16 protein-coding genes are annotated in these 24,090 nt (G+C 41.2%); 6 read left to right on the top strand and 10 right to left on the bottom strand.

Annotated elements, in window-relative coordinates:
• Positions 1-173: 173 nt before the first annotated feature.
• The 6 genes from H6G28_RS17535 to H6G28_RS17510 all read right to left on the bottom strand — a co-directional run bounded on the left by H6G28_RS17535 (position 174) and on the right by H6G28_RS17510 (position 13,626).
• On the bottom strand, positions 174-1,070 hold the full coding sequence (locus H6G28_RS17535) for a hypothetical protein (RefSeq protein ID WP_190672687.1): 897 nt from the start codon (positions 1,068-1,070) through the stop codon (positions 174-176).
• A 424-nt stretch (positions 1,071-1,494) separates the two neighbouring features.
• The gene (locus H6G28_RS17530; RefSeq protein ID WP_190672684.1) at positions 1,495-4,743 is read right to left on the bottom strand and encodes a lamin tail domain-containing protein; all 3,249 of its coding nucleotides are present in this window, start codon (positions 4,741-4,743) and stop codon (positions 1,495-1,497) included.
• Positions 4,744-5,139: 396 nt separating this feature from the next.
• Positions 5,140-8,775 (bottom strand): TonB-dependent receptor, encoded by a 3,636-nt coding sequence (locus tag H6G28_RS17525; RefSeq protein WP_190672682.1) that lies wholly within the window; start codon positions 8,773-8,775, stop codon positions 5,140-5,142.
• A 7-nt stretch (positions 8,776-8,782) separates the two neighbouring features.
• The gene (locus H6G28_RS17520) at positions 8,783-10,306 is read right to left on the bottom strand and encodes an isopeptide-forming domain-containing fimbrial protein (protein ID WP_190672679.1); all 1,524 of its coding nucleotides are present in this window, start codon (positions 10,304-10,306) and stop codon (positions 8,783-8,785) included.
• Positions 10,307-10,503: 197 nt separating this feature from the next.
• Positions 10,504-11,067: a DUF11 domain-containing protein gene (locus H6G28_RS17515; RefSeq protein WP_190672676.1), complete on the bottom strand. Its 564-nt coding sequence runs from the start codon at positions 11,065-11,067 to the stop codon at positions 10,504-10,506.
• A gap of 24 nt (positions 11,068-11,091) precedes the next feature.
• On the bottom strand, positions 11,092-13,626 hold the full coding sequence (locus tag H6G28_RS17510; protein ID WP_190672673.1) for a beta strand repeat-containing protein: 2,535 nt from the start codon (positions 13,624-13,626) through the stop codon (positions 11,092-11,094).
• 503 nt (positions 13,627-14,129) lie between these two features.
• On the opposite strand from H6G28_RS17510, the gene thrC reads away from it, so the two are divergent.
• Together thrC and H6G28_RS17500 are read left to right on the top strand one after the other, a co-directional pair.
• Positions 14,130-15,434 (top strand): threonine synthase, encoded by a 1,305-nt coding sequence (gene thrC / locus H6G28_RS17505; protein WP_190593636.1) that lies wholly within the window; start codon positions 14,130-14,132, stop codon positions 15,432-15,434.
• 59 nt (positions 15,435-15,493) lie between these two features.
• The gene (locus H6G28_RS17500; protein ID WP_190593575.1) at positions 15,494-15,769 is read left to right on the top strand and encodes a MoaD/ThiS family protein; all 276 of its coding nucleotides are present in this window, start codon (positions 15,494-15,496) and stop codon (positions 15,767-15,769) included.
• Positions 15,770-16,010: 241 nt separating this feature from the next.
• Here the strand turns inward: H6G28_RS17500 and H6G28_RS17495 are convergent, their stop codons facing one another.
• Positions 16,011-16,598: a thioredoxin family protein gene (locus tag H6G28_RS17495; protein WP_190672773.1), complete on the bottom strand. Its 588-nt coding sequence runs from the start codon at positions 16,596-16,598 to the stop codon at positions 16,011-16,013.
• 86 nt (positions 16,599-16,684) lie between these two features.
• Here H6G28_RS17495 and H6G28_RS17490 point away from each other — a divergent pair, with 86 nt between their 5' ends.
• On the top strand, positions 16,685-17,089 hold the full coding sequence (locus H6G28_RS17490; protein WP_096582235.1) for an NIL domain-containing protein: 405 nt from the start codon (positions 16,685-16,687) through the stop codon (positions 17,087-17,089).
• On the opposite strand, the gene H6G28_RS17485 is transcribed toward H6G28_RS17490, so the two are convergent.
• Positions 17,086-18,153 (bottom strand): DUF3616 domain-containing protein, encoded by a 1,068-nt coding sequence (locus H6G28_RS17485; protein ID WP_190672670.1) that lies wholly within the window; start codon positions 18,151-18,153, stop codon positions 17,086-17,088. The genes H6G28_RS17490 and H6G28_RS17485 overlap by 4 nt on opposite strands.
• A gap of 241 nt (positions 18,154-18,394) precedes the next feature.
• On the opposite strand from H6G28_RS17485, the gene H6G28_RS17480 reads away from it, so the two are divergent.
• On the top strand, positions 18,395-19,363 hold the full coding sequence (locus tag H6G28_RS17480; protein ID WP_190672667.1) for a CHAD domain-containing protein: 969 nt from the start codon (positions 18,395-18,397) through the stop codon (positions 19,361-19,363).
• Between the two features lie 26 nt (positions 19,364-19,389).
• On the opposite strand, the gene H6G28_RS17475 is transcribed toward H6G28_RS17480, so the two are convergent.
• Entirely contained in the window at positions 19,390-20,025 is a 636-nt protein-coding gene (locus tag H6G28_RS17475) for a hypothetical protein (protein WP_190672664.1), read from the bottom strand.
• A 497-nt stretch (positions 20,026-20,522) separates the two neighbouring features.
• Here H6G28_RS17475 and H6G28_RS17470 point away from each other — a divergent pair, with 497 nt between their 5' ends.
• Positions 20,523-21,245 (top strand): MeeY/MeeF family manganese export membrane protein, encoded by a 723-nt coding sequence (locus H6G28_RS17470; RefSeq protein ID WP_190672661.1) that lies wholly within the window; start codon positions 20,523-20,525, stop codon positions 21,243-21,245.
• A gap of 138 nt (positions 21,246-21,383) precedes the next feature.
• Here H6G28_RS17470 and ndk read toward each other — a convergent pair whose 3' ends face one another.
• Positions 21,384-21,833, bottom strand: coding sequence for a nucleoside-diphosphate kinase (gene ndk / locus H6G28_RS17465; protein WP_190590567.1), 450 nt, complete (start codon positions 21,831-21,833; stop codon positions 21,384-21,386).
• 229 nt (positions 21,834-22,062) lie between these two features.
• Between ndk and speA the strand changes: the two genes are divergently transcribed.
• Positions 22,063-24,081, top strand: a complete 2,019-nt coding sequence (gene speA, locus H6G28_RS17460; RefSeq protein WP_190590566.1) for a biosynthetic arginine decarboxylase — start codon at positions 22,063-22,065, stop codon at positions 24,079-24,081.
• The last annotated feature ends 9 nt before the right edge of the window (positions 24,082-24,090 follow it).

Below are 24,090 nucleotides of genomic sequence, written 5' to 3'. Positions count from 1 at the left end.
CTAAAAGCCTGACTATAAAAATTTCGGCGTTGCTGATTAGAGGCATGTTTTTTGTTTCGCGCAAAGGCTCAAAGGCGCGAAAAATGGATAGTTAACCTTGATAAAAAGGCTTAATCCATGCCGCATTTATGCAACGCCAAAATTTCTTCATTTCAGACTTTAGACTTCAGACATCAGACTTTTTTTGCCAGCCACAAGGCAAGATTACGAACATAAGTTTTAATATCTTCTACAGCCTGTGGCTCTTTTTTCATCCCATCTCCAGGCGGTTCATCAACAAAACTAGGACAGCCTTTGGTAATATCCCAGTTATAATCCACAAAATGATGAAAACTGGAAGTAGCTACTGTACGTCCTAAGTTATTACCTTGTGCATCTTGGTAATGATCAACTGCCACAATTAAATTAAAATCACGACCTGTAACTAAGCTTTTTCCTAAAGCAATTACCTGCGCCTGAGAATGACTAGGAGGTATACCAATACCGCCTTCGTGGGGATGGGCGGGGAAAAATTCAATCTTGCCTGATGGTGAATTGGGGTTTTTTAATAGTTCGTGAATTGGTTCAACAACAGTAATTTTTTGATAGTCGCCATTCGCCCCTGAATGATAATTGGGCCATGAAATATAAATTGTATATGGGTCATCTCGACACCAACGAGATTGATCAGGGTCGGGATTTTTGCTGTTGAAATAATGAATCTCGCCAATATCAATTAAATCGCACATAGAACAGCCCATATCTTGATGATCGCGTGTAGTTAAAACCCCGCCTCCGCGTCGGCGAAAAGCGTTAATTCCAGCAATATCTTTGGCTGTTAAACCATCACCAACATCTAAAGCAAATAACCAAAGTTCATCAAAATCAGATTGGTCAAGACTCCCTAAAATGGGATCATTGCCTTCTGCATCGGAAATGCGATCGCGTGCTACAACTGTAAATAAAAAATTACCCGCCTCATCTTGAATAGATGCTAAATAATCCCGGAGCATTGAGAATCTAAAAATGCTCCAGTCATTTTCAGTAGGGGGAATTGTGGTTTGTAAAAGAATCTTAATTGGTTCTGTCATACCCTGTAAAAACTGCTGACATACTCTACTTAACACACAATAGAGTATAGGACTTAAACACAAAAGTTGTCTGCTACAGCACTTGTGAAGTAGGTGAGGTACACCATGAGTATTAAGTAATGAGTAATAAGTAGTGAGTAATAAGTAGTGAGTAATAAGTAGTGAGTAATAAGTAAATTTCTGACTCATTACTTTTTTCAATCAGTTGCTGTACCTCATAAACATCTAATACCAATTTGAAAAATGATTGCGACAAATGGGTTACTGAAAAGCTCACCAGTAAGCAATTTCCCAATCCAAAATCCAAAATCTAAAATCCAAAATGGTATAATCTGCTGTAAGAATGAGTGTAAGAATTTTGAACACCTACACCCTTACACCCTGATACCCAGTTACTACAGATAAACTTTCTGTATAAATTCTGTCAGTTTATCTTGGCACGGAACCTAATAAAACCATAAGAATTAGTCGGTGTACCTTGTCCAGTCGCCGCAGGTAAGCTTGTTAGACTAGAATTTGTAACATTCACTACTACAGCCCCATTCGTATTACTTCCACAACTTGTAGGCGTAGATGAATCATTCGCTGTGTAAAAGGCTCCTCGATCTGAATCTGCGGCATTACTAAAATAAACAGTTGGTGTAGTAGAACCAACAGCCATTGCAATACCTTGGTTTCCGCCTGAAACACCATCATTAGGAGATAAACCATTAAATGCTGTAGAAATAAAAGTAGTATTCCCTGGAACTAAATCACAGAATTTCACATTAGTAGCACTACCACTACCGTTAGAGAGGAAATAAATAGTGTACTCTACCTCATCTCCTGGCTTGACATCAGTAGCACTGATCTTGCCTCGCAAATAACCACTCGGCCACTTAGAATCATTATCATCAGTACCCGCACCATCTACACTATCGTTTAAATCGGTACTATTAATGCGGGTAATGCGTTTTACTAAAACTATCTTGGGACTACCATTATTATTAACACCGACGCTGGTGACTCTAGTACCCACATTATCCGTATCTCTAGTTGGTAGATAACTAGGACATCTGCTGCTGGCATCGGTGCTAATTGTTCTTTCCCAACAAGCACTGGTGTTGGTATCATTACCATTTCTGGTTAAGCTAATCGATTGAGCATCAGCAGCATTATCAATGTTTGATTGATAAGTACTGTCCCAAAGATTAAGAGAACTAGGCGGAGGTGTGCTAATTGCATTACCAGAACCATAAGCAACATAATCAATAATTTGATTCTGGCTATCGTACAACCAGACATCATCACCGCCGTTAGTCAGTCGAGTTGAAACCCCTAGCCAATCTTGAAACGCTGCATCTGAAGCTTGAGTGTTGGAGTTTTGAGAACCTATCCAAATAACGGCGTATTCTCCTGGTTTTAAAGTTGTCCCATTGGGAAATGTGTAATTAAAGCTATTTGCTGTAGTCTCAACACTATTAACAATGAGATTACCATCTGCTAATTTGAAACCACTTAAATCAACAGTTGAAGAGGAAGCATTATAAAGTTCGATAAACTCATCGTTTGTACTAGCACTGCTACCTGATCCTGTTTCGTTATATAACACTTCATTAATAATAATTTTACCGGCTTGAGGCGAGACTTGATAAACATCAAAGCCAAAGTTTTGATTGGTGATTGCGCTTCCAGAAACAGTAACTGCTAGGTCATTAGGTGTACCCAAAGAAAATCCTACAGGAATGTTGCTATTGGCCGTATCAACTTGAATTTTATAACTACCATCTACCACACCAGTAAAGCTGTAAGTTCCATCTGCTTTTGTGCTAGTTACAGTGACAACAGAGTTATCACTGGCTTTGAGTAGTTTGACATTAATCCCAGCAGGTAAAGTTGGTTCGCCAGTATCAAAATCATCCCCGCGATCGCTATCTTGATATAAAGTACCTGAGATAGTTGCACCAAAGTCAACAATAGTTAATTGAGCGTTTGCAGCATTACTAGGAAAATATGTCCACAAATCAAGTCCCTTAGTATCCCCAAAAGAACCGTTACATTTGCTTCCAGCATTACCAGCGTTCCCCGACTGACCAAATTTTCTATCATTGTTTGTACTGTCAAACCCAGAAATAGGATTACTAAAAGCTGGGTTTGGTGGATTAATACCACAGAGTACTGTACCTGGTATACCAACATTTGTACCACCAACAGTGGTATATCCTCGGTCGTCATAAAATGCTTGGGTCAAACTGCCCAAACGAAGAGGCCCAGGTGGATTTAACAGCCTAAGAGTAGGGCCACCAGAAAAATTATTCTCTGCATCTAGTAAGGGAAAATGATATTCACCTCCATGAATTTTCACTTGGGCTTGATAGCCAGTACCTATAGGAAAATTATCCCCGCTATTATCTTTACCGTTCCAAGTAACAGACTGTGAACCAGAGCTAATCATTACCCCCCTCAGTACACGGTTTTGACTGTTAGTAGGGTCAAAATTTACCCCGTCCCGACTGATAATGATTTCGTAGTTACCCGGTACGTTGGTATTAAAAGAGAAAGTACCACCTGTGCCTAGAGAACTGGTATTTCCTGCCAGTGTACCTGTAAAGCTTAAACTATCTACGCTGGGGTCGGTTGGGATGGCAGGAATACCAGTACCATCAAATGTGCCATCGGCTCGGTAGCGATCAAGATATGAAAGTACCGTATCATTTGATAACTGATTAAAAAATGTAGGGAATTGAGGACGAGATAAGTTAGTACCACCTTCTCTCGTTGTCAGTACACTCTCTTGTGCAAGAATATTGTGATAAAGTGGCGTTTTCCCATCACTATCATAAAATCCTATTTGATTACCATAAAGTAAAAACCCATCTGGATCTGTACCTCTCAGTTCTATTTTGTAGCGGTAGCCATCTGTAGTGACTGGATAGACTGGGAAATTGAGAGTTCTGCCGTTACCACCCGTAAATAAAGCAAGATAGTAAGTAAATAATCTGGCGTTTATGTCTGTTGTAGAGTTTTGGTCACTACTGCGTACAGTGACATCCCATGCAGCAACAGTGCTTCCCTGACTAGCGTTAAAATTACTGCCACTGCTCAAGTTAATCTGACCAGTAGGAGCATTATTGGATATGTTATCTCCCACGGGGCCGTAAAATATGATGTCGTATATTCCGGTGGATGGTGCTTGGTAGTAGCAGGGCGTATATCCAGTTGTATTACCTGTACCAGAAATCGATTTCGGGCCTGCTAATTCCTGGGTACGAGATGAGATAAAACCCTGTCCTGTTTGAGTAGAACATTTAAAATCTGGTGTTGAGGGAATAGTTTCGCTCCCAATACTACCAGTGACATTGTTTCCTGGTTGAAAAACGACAATATCGCCATTATTCACTCTGACAGCACTAGAGCCTAAAAGAATGTATTCGTCTTTTTCGGCGTAGACCTTTAGGATGGTTCGTCGCTTAATTAGTCCCCCCCATAAATCAGTACGCCACTCTAGGTTAGCTCGATTACCCGTAGCACCACTGGGATACAGTGTACGGCTACCTTCCGCCTGAACAGGTTGTATCCACAGACCCAGAGCGCACAGTGAAACAGCCAAGTTCCCTAGTGATGTTCTACAACGATTAAAAGAAATTTTTTTAGTTGCTAAATATTGCTTGCTAAGTAATAAATTTCTGATCATAGTGGTTTTTCATATCTGGGAATGATCGAGACGTGTAGTTTCGCGTCTCTAAATTGATTTGCTTGGGACAATTAATAAAAATGATGTCGTGGATATTGCTAAGTATAATTACATAAAATTTATTGTATTTTTAATTAAAATCCCTGGGAGTTTTTACTTGAAAGTTTCGAGTTATTTTACTAATTACGGATAGTATGATTTGACTAGTGTTAACATGCCCAAAAAATTGGAGCGATCGCTTATCCAACAGAAACAAAATCCGAATTATCAGCCGCTTCATTGTGACTTACTAAACGACTAGATCGTAAGCAGTATTTTTACTGAGAATTATGTCAAATCATGGTTATTAAAATCCGCAAAACTTCTATTATCTAGAGAGCCAACAATGTCAAGTTTCTAACGCTGTGGTGGTGGGATTTTCTGCTGTCCAAAACCTTCAAATAATTCGTTGAGTTTCAAAGTTAAACCCAAATAAGGGCCGCCAGCAGAACGCACGCCGGAAAAATCTCGGTCATCAACTCTGCCAAAAGCATATCCAGCAGCTAAACGCAGGTTAGGCGACAAATAATAACCAGTTTCGACAACAAAGCCTGTTTCACTATAATTACCTTGCCCAATCCAACGCGCTTCTCCTACTAAATCCATCTTGTATCCCAAGCGGTAAGTAGCTCGCAATTGCCCCAAATTCACGCTACTAGTCCCAACTAAATCGTTAGCTAAGTAAGATGTACTGTTCCGCAAAGCATATTTACCGTAAAATTCCCATTGCCAATTGGGTGCATAAATAGCTTCCAGAGCAAAAGTATGGTCTGTAGAGCCTGTACCACTACCTAACAAAATCGTGTCAGGAATCACGGCTGGATTTTCTCGGTATTCATAGCGTAGCAAAGCATTAAATTGATCATTGCTGGGGTCACGGTAAGCTAAACCTAGTTTGAGGTTCACTGTATCACCCAAACCCGTGAGTTTTTGATTGGCTGAGTTTGCCTGTTGATAACGTGCTAAGGCTGTGAGTGCTGGCGAAATTTTCCCTGTGGCTGCTGCTGAAATTACTGTATTAGAACCACTAGCAGAAGTGCGATGCTCATAACGCGCACTGGCTTGAAACTCAGGGTTATCACTGTATTCTAAACCCACACTGTAGCTATCGCCACTCTCAAAACCTATAGATGAAGCGGCTTGGCCGACTGTGAAAGGTTGGGCGTATTGTTGTCCTGCGCCGGTGCGGTTAAAGAAACTGCCAAATACATGTTCGTAAGCCAGATTCAGCCGTAAACCAGGAGCAATTTTCCAACGGTTATTTAGGCCAATAGCACCTTGAGTTGTGAGTTGGTTAGCACCTCCTAAAATTGAGTAACGAGCAGTCAAAGTTGTGTCTGTGCCGAGTTTATGCTCGCCATTGATACTTAAACTGGTGATGGAATTGCCGCTTTGTTGACCGCTACTGTAAAACTGTTGGGCAAGACTGACATTCACACCAGGGATAGCAGCCCAATTCAAGCCCAAGATGGTACGGTCTGGATAAACAGTATCGGCACTGGAAGAGAGTGTGAGTTCATTTTGGGCGGCGAAGGTCAGGTTTTTGGCGATGGGAAAAGTCAAACGCGATCGCAATTGATGGGAATCACTCGTTAAAGCATTCACCGGAATCCGATCTTCTCGATGGCGATGAATCCAATCAACGTCAACGGTAGCCTTACCTAAACGTTGTTGAATCCCGGCAGAAATTGTTGTCAAGGAGTTATCAACTTTACTTCCTGGTGTAGCTTCCGAACGTTGTGCAAATAGTTCTTCAAAAGTATCTAGCGGTTGGGGTGCAATTCCAAAGTTATCTTCGTGGTCATATTGCGCCCGGAAATTCGTTGTTTGCGAAAGTCTCGCTGTGATTTGTCCACCATAGCGAGTTTGTCCAGGTACAAAACTGATGGTGGCATTATTGGCAAAGCCTGTATCAGCAAATCGATAATAAGCACGTCCTTGAATAGTCTTGCTAATTTGTCCCTCGGCTTCTAAGCGGTAAGCTGCACCACTGACTTTACCAATCACCTCCGAATCATTCGATGAATGAGCATATTCAGCAATTAGCTTGCCATTACCACCTAAAGAAATCAGCGTATCTGCACCATACAGTTGAAAGTCCCGCATTCCTTGATTTTCTTGGATAAAAGTTGCACCTAACCAACTTTCTTGATTCAAAGTGCGGGAAAAATGATACTGTAATCTACCTGCATAGATATTACTGTCAGAGTCTTGACTGTCATATTGATAGCTCACTACAATGCGTCGGACTAAGACTTGTCCAGTACTATCTATATCTGTACGAAGAATCGGTTCACGAAAAATTAAAGTACCGCGATCGTAATCAATTTCGTAGTCTGGGCCACGACTGAGTTGTTTCCGCTCTAATACAGTACCAGGACGGTTGAGTTCTTCTAATTCCAAAAAGACATTTTCACTACCAGCGATGACTAACCTTCTGGAAAGGAAGTAATAACCACTGGTTCCATCAGGCGCAATAGTATCTCGTTGAAAGCCTTCGATATTGTTACCATAAAAGCCTGTAAATTGAAAATTTCCAAAATTATAGTTAGTTTTAAAGCCGTGGAGTTGACGAGTAATAGAAGTAAATTGCTGGGATGTCCGGGCAAACTCTTCTGTGTCATAATCACCCCACATGAAATAATCAGGAGCCGCATTAGGAATTTTTGAGGTGCGTTCAAACCGCAAAAATACACTATCAATTGAGGGTGTAACAACGTCGGTGCGAGAACTATCGCCATAAACAGGATAGTTCTGCTCGTTAAATTGATAGTTTCTAAATAGGCGATTGTCGCAGTTACAATCTTCGTTGAGAGTGCGGGAACTATTATATGCACCTGTAAACAACCATTCGCCGATTGCACCTGTGGCAAATATCGCTGAGTGAAAATCTAATTGCGTGCTGGTATCTTTGTCAGGACGGACAAAATCTCGAAAACTACTGTAGTAATCTGTACCTCTTGCACCCAAACGGACATCAATCACACCAGTTAATAAACTTGGACGCAAGGCTGTTTCAAATTGCAGTTGGGTAAAGGCTTCTAAATCATTGGTTGTGGCGCGAATGCGGACGGTTTGGGCTTTTAAATCAGACCGCAATCTGGCGGTAAACTCCCCAGCTTTCGCTTCTACCTGAAATCCTGGTTCATCAGGTTTGAAGTCCTTTCCGATTAATTCTCCCGCCGTTGGTATTACGGTCACAACAGCATCGCGGTTAGAGCGATTGCCATTTTCATCGATTAATTCACCACGGATAGTTGCAGTTGAACGTCCATCAGCCGGAATACGGGCTTCTAGGGTTTCTAGTGTGAGCTTTTTTGGTGTACTCCGCACTACTACCCGTACTTTTACAGATAATTCTGGTTTACCTACTTCTTGTGCAGAGATGATATTTTCTCCGGCTTGGAGTGAGACACCATACCATGTCTGTGTGACTAAATTGGTCTGACTATCCGTTTCTGTCCGTCCAATTAATGAAGCATCTACCAGTAGGCCGTTAACGCGCAATTCTATTTGACTATCACTCGAAAACTGCACACTCACGTTCGTCGCCGGAATATCCACCACACTATCAGTAGAGGGGTTAAGAATTTTGATAGTTGTGTTTTGATTCTCTACAGATGCCGCAATTTTACGTAACTTTTTAGGAATTTGAATATCAGTAGCAGGTTGAAATGGTTGTATGCCGGTTGTTACTAAAGGAGGTTCAACCGCAGTTAGTTCGTTGTCAGATATTAACGAACTATGAATATGATTGTCTTGGGTTGCAGGATTTGGCTGAGAAAGTTCATCAACTTCTTTGGACACATCCACAGAAGTTTGATTATCTGCTGTGGCTAAGGTAGAAGCTGAGGGAAACTGACTCTTTTCTGTTTCTGGCGTGGATGTTTGGGCTTTAACGACAGCTGGATACAAAACAACGCTGATTGCACTTGCTACAGCACCCATCAGCCTGAGATTCAAGGTAGTTACACCATGCACTTGAGGTTTCATACTTTATTTACTCCTGCTTGCTGGGGGTGACAGCAAAGTTCATTCTGACTAAGCCGCCAGGTTCCAGACGTACCCAGCGAGATTGCGTATTACGTTCGCGGAATTTGTGGTTGGGGGCTAGAGTGTAGCCGGGAATGCTGCTGAGGTCGAGTACTCCTGTATGGCTTCCTGGCAAAACATTGGCGACAGAAAACAAACCATTGGGATCTGTGGTGATGCGATTACCGTTTTCTAGAAAAATTACGGCATTGGGAATTCCTGGTTCGCCATTTTGCTGTTCGCCGTCAAAGTTTTTATCTTCAAACACACGACCGATAATTGTGCCGCAGTCAGCCACAATCCCTGGACGAATGACTAATTGGTGAGTTGCAGGGCCATCCTTGGCAGCTAGGTTGTTGTCAGTTCTAAGTACACGAGCGATCGCACTATTGCGGCCAGTCCCCCGCACTGCATCAGGTGTGAGTTGGGCAGCGTAGGCAATATTGACAACTGTTTGAGATGGAATTGTGACATCTGTGCGGAAGGTAACTGTATTACCATTGCGCTCTGTAGTAATGTTAACTGCTTGACCATTTAACTCACCACGCACAGATTTGTTAATGAAATTAAAGCCTAAAGGCAAGGTATCAGTGACAACTAAGTTATTTAAAGTAGTATCAGATAAGTTTTTCACTGATATACGGTAAATAACTGTATCCCCTGGTTCCGCCGTGGCGCGATCGCCTGTTTTAATAATCTGTAATTGCTGTGCTTGACACATATTAGTGGTCAAGGCAAAAGCTAATAAATCTAGCCCCACTACCTCTGCATTGGGTACAACAACAACGCTATCTTCTACTCTGGTTTCGCCTGTAATTCGGATTGGTTGACCATCTAAAGAGGTAGCAGCATAACGCACAATACTGTTATTACCTGTACCTGTGCGATCGATGATTTCAATTTTAATCCGCCGTTGTTGGTATATAGAATTAGCTGGAGGATTAATAACTAAAATATATTGTCTCCCCGGATCAGTTTGGCCTCGATTGGGGTCAAGTAAAAAATTATAGAAACCGGCTGGATTATTAGTAATCGAAAAGGGATTACTATTCTCGCTATTGGGTGATTTACCACCAGGAATATTGTTACTCGGAATATCAGGAATTTCGGTACGGGTTAAAGAAAGTAATTGCCCTAATTCTGTTCCTGTAGGGTCAGAGGGGTTAGGTTCATATATACCTACAGAAAAACCCGTGTAGTCTGCTAGGGGTGTACCCCCACAACCTAAAATCCTTCCTGATGGGTCAACTAATGGGATAGGACTAACTTGAAGTTGACTAGTAATTCCTTGATATGGAATATTTTGACCATTATCTTGATAAGTATAAGTATAAGTAGCTTGGTTAGTGAGATTAACCACGCGAGTATCTTGCGCGGTTACTACTATGGGTGCGTTAGTATGCAAAAAACTAATCAAAAAAACTATTTTTGTTAAACCTTGGTTCCAGTTAATACCAAAGGTTATCTGTTTTTTTTTACAAGGATGACTCATTGAATTAATCTCCTCATAAACGCCATAATACTTGTTAATAAAAACATTTATTGATAAGTTGAATTTGTTGTCGTTTAAAAGAAGCCTGTCAATGACTTGTTGGTAATTATCCAGTCAAATGAAGTAGTAAAAATAGACCGATAATGACAGATGACTAGTAAATAAATCTTGCCCAAAAGCGGAACAAAAATTATCAGTTAGCGTACCTGATTTTGATAAGTTAATTTAACTGTAGTTTTTGCTGCTACCAAGGGAATGTTTACCCGGATGTGAGTGTAAGCAGTTGCAGGTGCTGGTTTGGTTTCTAATTTGCCGTTTGGTAGAGTAACTTTTAATGTGGGATTTTCAACAAAACTACGTCCGCCGTCAATGCTGTAGGTAATTTTGGCATCACCAGTAAAATTGGCAGATTTTAAAATATAAATCATTCCCTTGGGAATGGGTTGATTGAGTGTAAGATTTTTTAGTGGGCGATCGCTTGTATTTTGCCCAGTCAAGGTATACCGTAATATATCTCCCGATTGTACTACTGCTTGCCCTTTTAATGCTTGCCAATTTACCTTTTGCTTACCTTGCTGATCTTTAAATAAAACCTGCTTTTCTGCTGCCAAAACTAACTTTAAAGCCTGTGTTTTTTGTGGAGTTTGAGCAACGGCAATGTTAAATTTTTGCCAATGAAATACCCCTGATAAATTAGTTATAAAAGAGGCTGTGGTCAGCAATAAACTTGCTCCTATCCCAGCCATAAAAATTTGTTTCATGTTCATCACCCTGATAAATTACTGTTAATTAACCTTACGTTGAAAGATAAATGTTCCTGTTTGACCAGGTGTAACTGGGGCAGAGAGAGTATTTACATACTTGGTGATATCTGTAGCCGCAGTAGTACCACTTTGTTCACTACCAACAGTATTAGCAAGAGTACCACCGAAGAATTGAATTGTTCCTGCTGCCTGAACTGAGCCAAGAACATGGCTTGTATCAATTACGTTATTGGTAGGTGCATTGTCTACCGCCCAATTATTAGGAGCTAAAGTACCATCTTCCGTAATTACCACTTTGGTAGCATTTAAAATTACATTATTGTTACCATTTGCTGGCTGTGGTTCAGAAATATTTTTGTATTGAATCACGTACTCAACAATATTTCCCGGTGCAGGTTTTTTCGGTGTTGTACTCAAAGTACCATCCGTACCTTGAACTGCTGGCCCAGTTCCTTGTAAAATCCGTGACTGTTTAATTAGTTGCAAGAAACCAGTGTAGACACGATCAATAGTGATGTTTGCCACTTCGTTGTTGTTAGACACACCATCACCATTAGCGTCAATAAATGCCGTGATTGGTACAGGGAAGCCGCGTTCCAAACCAGGATCAGTTGAAAGTGGAGTACCAGCAGGCAAATCAACAGTGACGGTATAGCTAGATTGAGTATTTGTTGCCAATGCGCTAATTTGTAATGGGTTAGTAGCACTGATAGGGTTGCCTGCCGCAAAACCAGTGCCACTTGTAAATGTAAAGACTGTGCCGTTGTATGTATAAGTAGCGGATGAAGAGCCAACAGTTATCGTTACGGTTGTACCGTTAGGCAAGTGACTTGGGGTAGCTGGTGGTGTAGGTAGTAAAGATATATTGGCTACCAAACTACCTGTATTGAGAATAGTGTTAGTAAAAGTAACTGCGTTTGGATTAAATGTTGAACCAGGAGTTAAGCCAGCCGGAACATTGGAAGACTTGTTTGTAAAATCATCATTATTATTATTCGGGCCTACTGCGTCAGGAAAACCATTCGGCCCGTTGACAAGTGAGTTAAGGCTGATTGTAAATACGTTGGCTTCACCATCAGTGCCTGAACCAGTATTATTACCATTGGTATCAGTTCCGGTGTTGTTTAGATCAGTGGGGTCAGTTTTTGGATCAGTAATATAACCATCAGGTACGACATCTGGTAACTTATCTGGTACATTATCCCCATCTGTATCTACGTTTCGTGAGGGTGTCATGTTATTCGGAGTCCCATCAAAGTTGCTGGGATTGATATCACCAGACTCGTCAAATACAGGAGCATTTGTCTCTGGTGTTTTACCGAAGACTTGCGCGATGTTGGCAATGGTTAGAGGTGCAGTCTGTCCTGTTTTAACTTTTACCTGAATAGAGAAGTTGGTTGATTGTGCATCCGCAGCAGCAAGATAAGTAGATGTGTTGCCATCTACAGTAGTTTTTGCAAAACCGATGCGGGTGACAGTAGATAAATCTGCTGGCGCTGTGGTTGTCCAGGTAGCAGCGTTAGCAGATGTAGTTACAGGAGTAGTAGAGTAAACTACAGTCCAACCAGTGGGAGCAGTTGGTATTGCTGCTAATTGTGTCCCAAAAGGAATAGCATCGGAAACTAAGATATTGGTGCCAGTAAGACCAGGTATAACAGAACCAGCTAAAGCTGAGGGAGTGATGTTTTGACCTGTGTTATCAGTAGACCTAACTTGTAAACTCAAGCTGTAGTTGATAGTATCGTCTGTAATATCAGTTGGCGTATTGCTATTGCTATAAGTACCGCGAGTTTTGAGTATGGTAGCCAAAGAATAGTACTTCGGAGCAATAGTGATTGTGGCTGCCGCACTGCCTTCTACTACACCGTTAGCAGGTACACCTGTAACTTCTCCTTGTGTGCCATCTGCATTGTCCACAGTGTAAATATCTCTAGCATCATTAATCGATCCGGCTCGTGGAGAGTTAGAGTTAGTCTCAGCAGGGTTAGTTTCCCCTAAAGTCACTTTAATGGTTTGTCCAGGTGTTACTCCTGAATTTACTGTGACTGGGACTCGTACTTGTATCGTGCCATTAACTGGTATGGAAGCTGTAGTGAAGCCACCAGTAGGAACATCTGTCCATGTTGTTCCATCAGTGCTGTATTGTAGTGTGCCTTGTGTACCTGGCCCTGTAATACCAGCCTGGGTGGGAATTTGGAACCGAGTCGGGTCGTTACCGATGTTGGTGATAGTAAAAGGAAAATATATCAGATCGCCTGTTTGAATAGTTCCACCGTTGTTATCTACAGGTGTACCAGCTTGAACCAAAATACCAGCTACTTCTGCTATGGAGATAGTAACGGTGTTAGAAGTGGCATTGATGGGTATATTTGGATTATTGGGATCTTCGTAGGTGGCTGTAGCTTGGTTATCGATAGATGTACCAGCTGCGGTTGGCGTAGTTTGAGCTAACACTGGGGAGACCAAGAAAAACCCGTTAGCTAACAATACTGTTGCTACTACAGTATTGTATAATTTGCCGTTTTTAGTCTTGTGAGTTGGGTAACGAGATTTCATTGGGTGTAGTTGCTAAATACGGTGCAGTCTGATTAATTTCGATAAGAGTTGATATAAATGCTGGAATTGAATTCTTCCATTCCAATAGTGATGTAATACTAATTAAATATAAGTGACAGATTTTACTTACATTTTGCTTGATTTACTGACACTTTGGCTATTACTTCTTACACAAATATTGCGTAACAATAACAACCTTAAATCAAGCATCTGCAATAAAAAAACAGTCGAAATACTGGTATACCAAAAATTCATACTTAAATTTACCCAGTATTATCAACGATATCTTAATTAAAAAAAATACATTTTTTTATACTTAATTAATAAGGTATTACCGTAATACTGAGTGTTCATCAACAATCAGAAAGATATTTTTATTTTTTCAAGGAATTTTTGTGCGTAGACAAATATCCGACTATTTTTATCGGGTATGTTTGACTGGTATTTTTACTCGTGTTACTATCAAGCGACAGTTGACGGACAAAACAGGGAAAGCGATCGCTATGACTCAGGCAATCTCCAAACATACCCAAACCACCACAGCCACATTAGAAGCGTTGAAGTGTAAAGAATGTGGTGCAGAATACGAACTCCAAGCTAGTCATGTTTGTGAGTTTTGCTTTGGGCCGTTGGAAGTGAAATACAACTACAACAATATTCGCCTGAGTGTGAGCCGCGAAAAAATTCAAGCCGGGCCAAATTCAATTTGGCGCTATCGTCAATTTTTACCTGTTGCAACTGACAATGTAATTGATGTGGGAACTGGGATGACTCCTTTGGTGCGTTCCCAACGTCTTGCCCGTCGCCTGGGTCTGAATAAGCTTTACATTAAAAATGATGCCGTCAACATGCCTACCCTCAGCTTTAAGGATCGGGTAGTTTCAGTTGCTTTGTCTCGCGCTAGGGAACTAGGCTTTACTACAGTATCTTGTGCTAGTACTGGTAACTTAGCAAATTCTACAGCTGCGATCGCGGCTCATGCTGGTTTAGACTGCTGCGTATTCATCCCCTCTGACTTAGAAGCAGGTAAAGTTTTAGGTAGCTTGATTTACAGCCCTACACTCATGGCTGTTAAAGGCAACTACGATCAAGTAAACCGCCTCTGTTCAGAAGTTGCAAATACACATGGTTGGGGTTTTGTAAATATTAATCTGCGTCCTTACTACTCTGAAGGTTCCAAAACTCTCGGCTTTGAAGTCGCTGAACAACTGGGTTGGCAATTACCAGATCATATAGTTGCGCCTCTGGCTTCTGGTTCGCTGTTTACCAAAATCTATAAAGGCTTCAAAGAATTTGTCGAAGTTGGCTTAGTAGAAGATAAAAATGTGCGGTTTAGTGGCGCACAAGCTGAAGGTTGTTCGCCCATCGCTCAAGCATTTAAAGAAGACCGCGACTTTATCAAGCCAGTGAAACCAAATACAATTGCTAAATCGATCGCAATTGGTAATCCAGCAGATGGTGTCTATGCTGTCGAAATTGCGAAGAAAACAGGCGGTAATATTGAATCAGTCACCGATGCAGAAATTATCGAAGGCATCAAGTTGCTGGCAGAAACCGAAGGTATCTTTACAGAAACAGCAGGTGGTACAACCATCGCTGTGCTGAAAAAATTGGTAGAAGCTGGCAAAATTGATCCAGATGAAACTACCGTTGTTTATATCACTGGCAATGGTTTGAAAACTCAAGAAGCAATTCAAGGTTACGTTGGCGAACCATTGACAATTGATGCCAAACTCGATAGTTTTGAACGCGCCCTAGAACGTTCTCGTACCCTAGACCGCCTAGAATGGCAACAAGTTCTAGTTTAAAGGTAAAAAACAACAAACCTAAATTTCCCACTTCATACTTCACACTTCACACTTCCAATATGGCTGTTACTGTTTTAATTCCAACTGCTCTCCAAAAATTCACAAATAGTCAAGCTACCATCGAATGCACAGGTAGCAGTGTCGCTGAGTTGTTCGATTCTTTAGAAAAACATTGTCCTGGTATCAAAGAGCGACTGTGTGATGAAGCAGGACAACCACGACGCTTTTTAAATTTGTATGTGAATAGTGAAGATATCCGCTTTTTAGAGGGAATAGCTACATCGTTGAAAGATGGTGATGAAGTGAGTATTGTACCTGCTGTTGCAGGCGGTTGAGCCAATAAAATGTAGGTTGCTCAAATCGGTACAATATCCATCTACAAAAATAGCGAACAACTGTTCTTAATTACTCCCCTGTTTGTCGAAATTTGCTTGTTGCACCAGGAAGATACCCCACCCAGGGTATTTTACTGGTGCATTTGTTTTTGTAGACAAAGATAGGTCAGGCTTCTTTCCTACTCCCTGGGTACATAACTAGATTCAGGAATCAAACCGTATTCCTATATGTTTAAAACAATTAATTCACGACTTGGCTACCATGACTGCGGGGATCATCTTGCGGTTTTGGTGCAACTGAGGTGGAAACTTTAGAAGTTTTACCACTAGCTTGGGCATAAGGTAAGGGTGTACCAGCCACTAACGCCTCGACATTATTAGCCATGATATTACGGGGTATATCACCGATCGCCTGGGCCGTACTTTCTCCATCTTTAGTTAAAAATATAAAATGGGGAATACCATCTACGCGATATTTCAACATTTCTGGCAACCATTTGGTGTTATCTACGTTCAGCATGACAAAATTAGCTTTGTCGGCATACTGCTGTTCTAGTTCTGCCATATCTGGTGCCATTTTTTGGCAAACAGTACACCAGTCAGCGTAAAACTCCACGATGGATGGTTTACCGTTACTCACAGCAACATCTAGGGGTGTGGAGTTTTTCGCCAACTCAGCCACAGAAATGGAATTAGTTTCAGTTCTTAACCCTAAAACAAGGGCAACACTCAGGGCGATCGCTACTATTACAATTAAGAAGTTTCTTAAACGCTGCCCAAATTTAGATTCTGGCTTGGTGGGAGTATTAACGGATGCTTCTGTAGTCATAGCAAATTTATTCATACTTATTAACTATTGCCACTTTTTAGTTTATCGCTTTCTTTTTATCTGTCCGCCTCTACCTGCTTAAACCTGTGAAAAAACGAGTTACTTTAACATTTCCCAAGCGTGCTATTCAAATGCCTGTAACCTATGTACTGGCAAAAGATTTTAATGTAGCTGCCAATATTATCCGCGCCCAAGTCGCCCCCAATCAAATCGGTAAATTGGTGGTGGAACTTTCTGGAGATATTGATCAGTTAGATGCAGCAATTGAATGGATGCGATCGCGTCACATTGGTGTATCTTCCAGTTTGGGAGAAATTGCTATTGATGAAGATATCTGTGTTGACTGTGGCTTGTGTACTGGGGTATGTCCCACAGAAGCACTGAGTTTGCATCCAGAAACATATAAATTAACATTTACGCGATCGCGCTGCATTGTTTGTGAACAGTGTATTCCGACTTGTCCTGTGCAAGCAATTTCTACTAACCTTTAACTTAAGGAGAATATATCGGCGGTGACGCTGCGATCGTCAATTAACCTAGTCTCAGCCGGAGAATCATAAACCACTAACAGCGAAGGCGCTCCTAAAATATCTTGAAATAAAGTCATTCCCTCAGCATGATCATTGCGATTTCCATAAGGAATTTCTTGCACAAGCTGTGGATAGTTGAGCAGATTTTCTGAAGACTTCACAGCATTTTGCCAACGATAAACTTGCACTGGGCCATCTAAATCCATTGTTGGCCCAGCTAAAATTAATAAATCTTCCCCATCCAGACACAAATCACGAATTCCTAACCCATTCAGCCAAAGGAAATATTTTTTGTATTCTTTCTTTTCTTCACCAATCGGCATGAGTTTCAGCAATCCAGGACTGGAGTTTTGTAGTTCAATTTCCAGAACTATTGCCCAACCTCGTAATACAGGGCCACGCAACCCTAAAAAAAGCTTATTTTGATAAATAGCTAACCCTTCAATATCAAAACCATTGTCTTTACCGGGAATTGCAGCTTGAATAAATGCCCCCAAATGAGGGTCATTTACTAAAGCAGACATTAGTAAATTGCCTTGTTTTGTGATTTCTAATTTTGCCGAAGTTAACTGTAAATTTGCGTCTTGTGGGTGTTGACAAGCAGAAACTAATTTGCCATCTATCAAAGGAATTCTGCCTAAGATATAACGATTAGGTTCGGTTTCAATTTTTGCCAGTCTCGAAACATTTTTTTGATCAGACTTGTCAGGTTTGGGTTTTTTGCGTTTGTAACTATGGGAACCAACTAACCATAAATAATAATCTGTATACGCCAATCCTTCAATATCAATTTCTTCGTCTTCTGAAGCAGGTAATTTAAGAAAATCTGAGACTTTATATTGTTGGTGTTCGGCAAATTTATTTTCTTCACTCAAAGTTAGTCTTTCCAAGGTAGAAGTTTCATCTGAGCCTAACCATAAATGTTTATCAGGCGTTAACATTACTCCTGAAATATCCGTTCTGTATTCTCGAAAACTTTCAGTAAATGTGAGAATAACTTGCTTGATGATCTGTGAGTTTGGCATTTTTATGATGAATATTTTTTGTGATTCCAGTAACTATCCAAGATAATGACAGCCATTTTAATCAGTATTAGACAAAAATCTCTATAAACTCACTTTATTTTTAGATTCATCTCAAAATAATGCTAATATTAATACTCATCATTATAGTTATCAAGTTTAAAAAACTATCTGGAGATAGATGGTTTTTTTAAACTGATGCTAGTATGCAATAACCCTAATCAGTAACTAGTTGCTATTAATTATGAAACTAGCCACCAAACCCACAGTCAAAACACTAGGCGAATACGCCTACCAAGCAATTCAAAAGCATTTTAATAAAACTTTAAAGTACGAAAAAACTGTTAAAAAAGATGAAGATCCTGAAGCATTACATCAAATGCGTGTAGGGATGCGCCGTCTCCGTACCGCAGTCAGTCGGTTTGATATTGTACTAGATTTGCCAAAGCCAGCAAGTGATAAAAATATTGGTAAAATTGCTCGTCGGCTAGGTAGCCTCAGAGACTTAGACGTACTCAAAGAAAGTTTAGAACAGCTTTATCAACCAAAACTACCACATAAGGAACAAAAATCTCTACATAAAGCTTTTCAGGCTTTAGCAAAACAGCGAGAAGTTGCATTAGCTGATGTGTTGAATACACTCAAAGATGAGCCATATAAATCTTTTAAACAAACATTAGAAGACTGGTTAGAAAAACCTCATTACCACTCTTTAGGTTCTCTGCCAATTCAGCAAGTATTACCAGATTTACTCTTACCAGAAGTCAGTATTTTCTTCCTCCATCCAGGGTGGTTAGTGGGAACTCAAGTTACCGAGTCAGAATTGAAGATTCGCAGTGATTGGCAAGCTGAAAAAATAGAACAACATTTAACTAGTAAAGGTGAGACGATTCATGATTTACGCAAACAAGCAAAACGCTTGCGTTATCAAATGGAATTATTTGCTGAATTATATACAGACGCTTACACAGGCTACATTGCGGAAATAAAAAGCATACAAGATATTTTAGGAAGCATTCAAGATAGCGTGGTGATGGGAGATTGGCTGACAGAAATTTTTAAGTCAGAATTTAACACTCATCTGCCTACTTTAGCTAACTTATTAGCAGAACATCGTTACCAATTATGGCAGCAGTGGCAACCGTTACAACAAAAATACTTGATAGTAGAAAATCGACATAATTTTCATTTAGCCATCTTGCAGCCAGCGTAAAACTTTGGGAATGATTTTTTCTGTTACTAACGAGGAGTTAAACTAATAGGAGCTTCAAGGGATAGGACATAAACACTACTTTGGGGAATTTGTACAATCCGGGTGTTTTCTGCGGAACGTAAACCTGTCAACAATCCTACAGCACTGCCTAACATAGCTCCTCGATCAAATTGCTCAGGATCTCCTTGGCTGATAAAGCCTAAAGTACTGCCGCCAATTCTCCCCCAAACCGAACCATTTTCAACTGCCTTATCATTAGCTCGCACATAGGTAATGGTAGTACCAGGAATCACTTGACTAGAGGCTTTGATGGTAACAATTTTGCCGTTAATCACTAAAGACTGTGCTATAATCTTCGCCCCGCCTTCTTTGGGTTTTAAAACTATACTGACTGGGGTATTTTCAGGCGCGATGATATTGCCTTGAGCATCTTTAATGGCACTAGCCAAAGGAAGAGTCAGAGGATAATCTTTCTTCTGCCCAACATCGATGGTAACAGGTGCAGGAAAAGCCACAATAATTGCAGTATCTTGAGGAATGGTAATTTCAGAACTGATTGCTTGTGGTTGCACAGTGGGAACTGGTTGAGCATAAGTAGGTAAGGTAACTGTACCTAATAAAGAGATAGAACAAGCAAGGCTGAGTAAAAGATGTGTTTTCATAACTGTTTTCCTTTGAATGTGAGTGTTTAGTGTGTGGGTTTTATCCCTTCACTCAATCAATAGGTTTGGGGTTATGAGTTTATGCAGCCTGTCAGACTATTACAACAAGTAAAAAGGCAAAAGGCAAAAGGCAAAAGAAATAATCTTGATACCACAAGACTTTTAGCAATTCTTTATGGTCACTGAGCGTACTTGTACTGAGCGTAGCCGAAGAGTGGTTTGTTTATTTACGCCAACCTGTTATCTATCTCCCTTGTCTAGCTTGTCCCTCGTTTGATATCTCAAATAGAATTGCCATATCTTCCATCCAGCTTCTAGCGATCGCTGCCGAATTTCTGTATTCTCAATACTACATTGAAATAAGAATGTAAAATACTTAGATGCGATCGCCACAATTATGCAGCTTTTACAAGTTAAGCTGGATAAGAGTAGCGATTGATTGCGCTTTTTATAGAAAAAATTCTGTTAGTTTTTATTTTTAGCTTGAGAACCCCGGAATGCTAGACAGCATATTTGATTATCTCCACTTTCACTTCAGCGTCGAAGCCCCTATAGTCCTGTTAATTCTGGTGTTTTTAGAGGCAGTGCTTTCGGCTGACAATGCGATCGCCCTCGCTGCGATCGCGCAGGGATTAGAAGACAAAGAACTCGAACGTAAGGCGCTGAACTTTGGTTTAGTAATTGCCTACGTGTTGCGGATTTCCCTGATTTTGACTGCTACCTGGGTACAAAATTTCTGGCAATTTGAACTGTTAGGTGCGGCTTACTTGCTGTGGCTGGTATTCCAACACTTTACCTCAGAAGAAACAGAAGACTCTCACCATCATGGGCCGAGGTTTAAAACTGTTTTACAAGCCATACCTGTAATTGCATTTACAGACTTGGCATTTTCATTGGATAGCGTGACAACCGCGATCGCAGTTTCCCAAGAAAGATGGTTAGTCTTAACAGGTGCCACCATCGGAATTATTACACTGCGATTTATGGCTGGCTTGTTTATTCGGTGGTTAGATGAATATGCCAACCTCGAAGATGCAGGTTATGTAACTGTGGCGTTCGTAGGTTTGCGTTTGCTCTTAAAAGTGATCAACGATGATTTAGTGCCACCAGAATGGTTAATGATCACTGCGATCGCCCTGATTTTAGCTTGGGGCTTTTCTAAACGGAATCCCGCCCCATTACCCCAAGCTGAACCGGAAAAAACCGAAGTCTCGAAATAAGGAGGCAGGAGTCAGGAGGCAGTGGTTCGGCTACGCGGTAATCGAGCGAAGTCGAGATTCACCAACCGGAGGCAGGCGGCAGAAATGCCGTGTTTTCCTACTCCCCACTCCCCACTCCCCACTCCCTACTCCCCAAAATTATTCGTGCAACCAAGGGAAAATATGTGGTTGCCAATTAACTAACTCTTCATCTTTAAACCACAAAGCAACTTCCTGCTGTGCAGTTTCGGGAGCATCGGAACCGTGAATTAAGTTGCGTCCAATATTGATCCCAAAGTCGCCGCGAATTGTACCTGGTTCTGCGGTTAAGGGATTGGTAGCACCGATGATTTTTCTCGCCGCCGCAATCACACCATCACCTTCCCAGACCATCGCTACAACTGGGCCAGAAGTGATAAATTCGACTAAGCTACCGAAAAAGGGGCGTTCCCGGTGAACACCATAATGTTGTTCCGCCAATTCTTTACTTACTTGGAGAAACTTCAACCCCACCAGGGTAAAACCCTTAGTTTCAAACCGACGGATAATTTCGCCAACTAGTTTACGTTGTACGCCATCAGGCTTAATTGCTAAAAATGTGCGTTCCAAAGCTGTCTCCCAAAACTTAATAAAGTTTTTATCTTGTCAATTTTCTTTTGTCCTTGGTCTTTTGTCCTTTGTCAATAGTCTAAAAACGAATGACCAATGACAAATGACAATATTGACGAATGACAATTGACCAATCAGAGTTTATCTCAGAAATCATCACTAGGTGCGTATCCATTACCAGATGAATGCGTTAAATTGTTTATTCGTGGGTGAAACACAGAGGTCAGAAATGGGTGTTGAGTCAACTGCTACATCTGATGAGGTGGTACAACTACCGTCAAATGGTCATAAATCTGAAGTGAAAAATCACAAACAAAAAAAGTTATTACCACCAAGCACTACCGCCGGCGATTTACCTCGCGCTTGGAAAATCGAGGATAGCGAAGCACTATACCGCATTGAAGGATGGGGACAACCTTATTTTTCAATTAATGCTGCTGGTCATGTGACTGTTTCTCCCAAAGGCGATCGCGGGGGTTCTCTTGACTTGTTTGAACTGGTCAACGCCTTAAAGCAAAGGAATTTGGGGCTACCCTTGCTGATTCGCTTTTCTGACATTTTAGAAGACCGCATTGAGCGGTTAAATGCTTGTTTTGCCAAAGCGATCGCTCGTTATAACTACCCTGGTGTTTATCGTGGGGTGTTTCCTGTCAAATGCAACCAACAACGGCATTTGATTGAAGATTTAGTCAAATTTGGTAAACCCCATCAATTTGGATTAGAAGCCGGTTCCAAGCCAGAATTAATGATTGCCCTGGCTTTATTGGATACCCCAGGCGCATTGCTCGTTTGCAACGGCTATAAAGACCGGGAATACATCGAAACGGCAATGTTAGCCCAAAGACTAGGCCAAACCCCAATTATTGTTTTAGAGCAGATTGAAGAAGTTGATTTGGTAATTGCGGCTAATCGCCAGTTAGGGATTAAACCAATTTTGGGAGTGCGTGCCAAACTCAGCACCCAAGGAATGGGACGCTGGGGAACTTCCAGTGGCGATCGCGCCAAGTTTGGTTTAACCATGCCCGAAATTATCGAAGCTGTGGATAAATTACGCGAAGCCGAGTTAATCGAGTCTTTGCAGTTATTACATTTCCACATCGGTTCGCAAATTTCTGCCATCAATGTAATTAAAGATGCCATCCAAGAAGCCAGCCGCATTTATGTAGAGTTGGCGATGTTGGGAGCAGACATGAAATATCTCGATGTTGGTGGTGGCTTGGGTGTAGATTATGACGGTTCTCAAACCAACTTCTACGCCTCGAAAAACTACAACATGCAGAACTATGCCAACGATATTGTTGCAGAGTTAAAAGATACCTGTGCGGAAAGACAAATCCCCGTACCAACACTGATTAGTGAAAGTGGACGGGCGATCGCATCTCACCAATCGGTACTGATTTTTGACATTCTCAGTACCAGCGATGTCCCCCTCCATCCCCCCGAACCCCCACAAGAGGGAGAATCACCAATTATCAATTACTTGTGGGAAACTTATCAATCAATTAACAAAGAAAATTACCAAGAGTTTTTCCACGACGCAACCCAATTTAAAGAAGAAGCCATCAGCCGCTTTAACTTAGGCATTTTGCGTCTACGGGAAAGAGCCAAAGCCGAGCGTCTCTATTGGGCTTGTTGTCAAAAGATTTTAGACATTACTAGACAGCAAGATTACGTACCCGACGAGCTGGAAGACCTAGAAAAAATCATGGCTTCCATCTACTACTCCAACTTATCAGTGTTTCAATCAGCACCAGATTGTTGGGCGATCGACCAGTTATTTCCCATTATGCCTATCCACCGCCTTGATGAAGAACCAACAAGACGGGGAATTTTGGCAGACCTCACCTGCGACAGTGACGGTAAAATTGACCGCTTTATTGACCTGCGTGATGTCAAATCTGTTTTAGAACTGCACACCTTCCAACCAGGCGAACCCTATTACTTGGGAATGTTCCTCAATGGTGCGTATCAAGAAATCATGGGCAACCTGCACAACTTGTTTGGTGATACCAACGCCGTTCACATTCAACTCACACCCAAAGGCTACCAAATTCAACACGTCGTCAAAGGCGATACTATGAGCGAGGTAGTCAGTTATGTGCAGTATGACTCCGAAGATATGGTGGAAAATATCCGCCAACGCTGCGAGAAAGCACTAGAAGAAAAACGCATTACCTTGGCAGAATCCCAAAGGTTATTGCAAACCTACGAGCAAAGTCTCAGAAGATACACCTATCTGAACAGCTAAAGGTTAGGG

This window comes from Nostoc sp. FACHB-190, assembly GCF_014696905.1.
Taxonomy (GTDB): domain Bacteria; phylum Cyanobacteriota; class Cyanobacteriia; order Cyanobacteriales; family Nostocaceae; genus Nostoc_B.
This window is presented reverse-complemented; position numbering and strand designations above follow the sequence as displayed.

Coding starts and splice junctions, on each gene's coding strand:
- H6G28_RS17470 (WP_190672661.1), top strand. CDS start 20,523: ATGCTAGACAGCATATTTGATTATCTCCACTTTCACTTCAGCGTCGAA.
- H6G28_RS17485 (WP_190672670.1), bottom strand. CDS start 18,153: ATGCCAAACTCACAGATCATCAAGCAAGTTATTCTCACATTTACTGAA.
- H6G28_RS17520 (WP_190672679.1), bottom strand. CDS start 10,306: ATGAGTCATCCTTGTAAAAAAAAACAGATAACCTTTGGTATTAACTGG.
- H6G28_RS17480 (WP_190672667.1), top strand. CDS start 18,395: ATGAAACTAGCCACCAAACCCACAGTCAAAACACTAGGCGAATACGCC.
- H6G28_RS17500 (WP_190593575.1), top strand. CDS start 15,494: ATGGCTGTTACTGTTTTAATTCCAACTGCTCTCCAAAAATTCACAAAT.
- H6G28_RS17475 (WP_190672664.1), bottom strand. CDS start 20,025: ATGAAAACACATCTTTTACTCAGCCTTGCTTGTTCTATCTCTTTATTA.
- H6G28_RS17535 (WP_190672687.1), bottom strand. CDS start 1,070: ATGACAGAACCAATTAAGATTCTTTTACAAACCACAATTCCCCCTACT.
- H6G28_RS17510 (WP_190672673.1), bottom strand. CDS start 13,626: ATGAAATCTCGTTACCCAACTCACAAGACTAAAAACGGCAAATTATAC.
- thrC (WP_190593636.1), top strand. CDS start 14,130: ATGACTCAGGCAATCTCCAAACATACCCAAACCACCACAGCCACATTA.
- H6G28_RS17530 (WP_190672684.1), bottom strand. CDS start 4,743: ATGATCAGAAATTTATTACTTAGCAAGCAATATTTAGCAACTAAAAAA.
- H6G28_RS17495 (WP_190672773.1), bottom strand. CDS start 16,598: ATGACTACAGAAGCATCCGTTAATACTCCCACCAAGCCAGAATCTAAA.
- H6G28_RS17515 (WP_190672676.1), bottom strand. CDS start 11,067: ATGAAACAAATTTTTATGGCTGGGATAGGAGCAAGTTTATTGCTGACC.
- speA (WP_190590566.1), top strand. CDS start 22,063: ATGGGTGTTGAGTCAACTGCTACATCTGATGAGGTGGTACAACTACCG.
- H6G28_RS17525 (WP_190672682.1), bottom strand. CDS start 8,775: ATGAAACCTCAAGTGCATGGTGTAACTACCTTGAATCTCAGGCTGATG.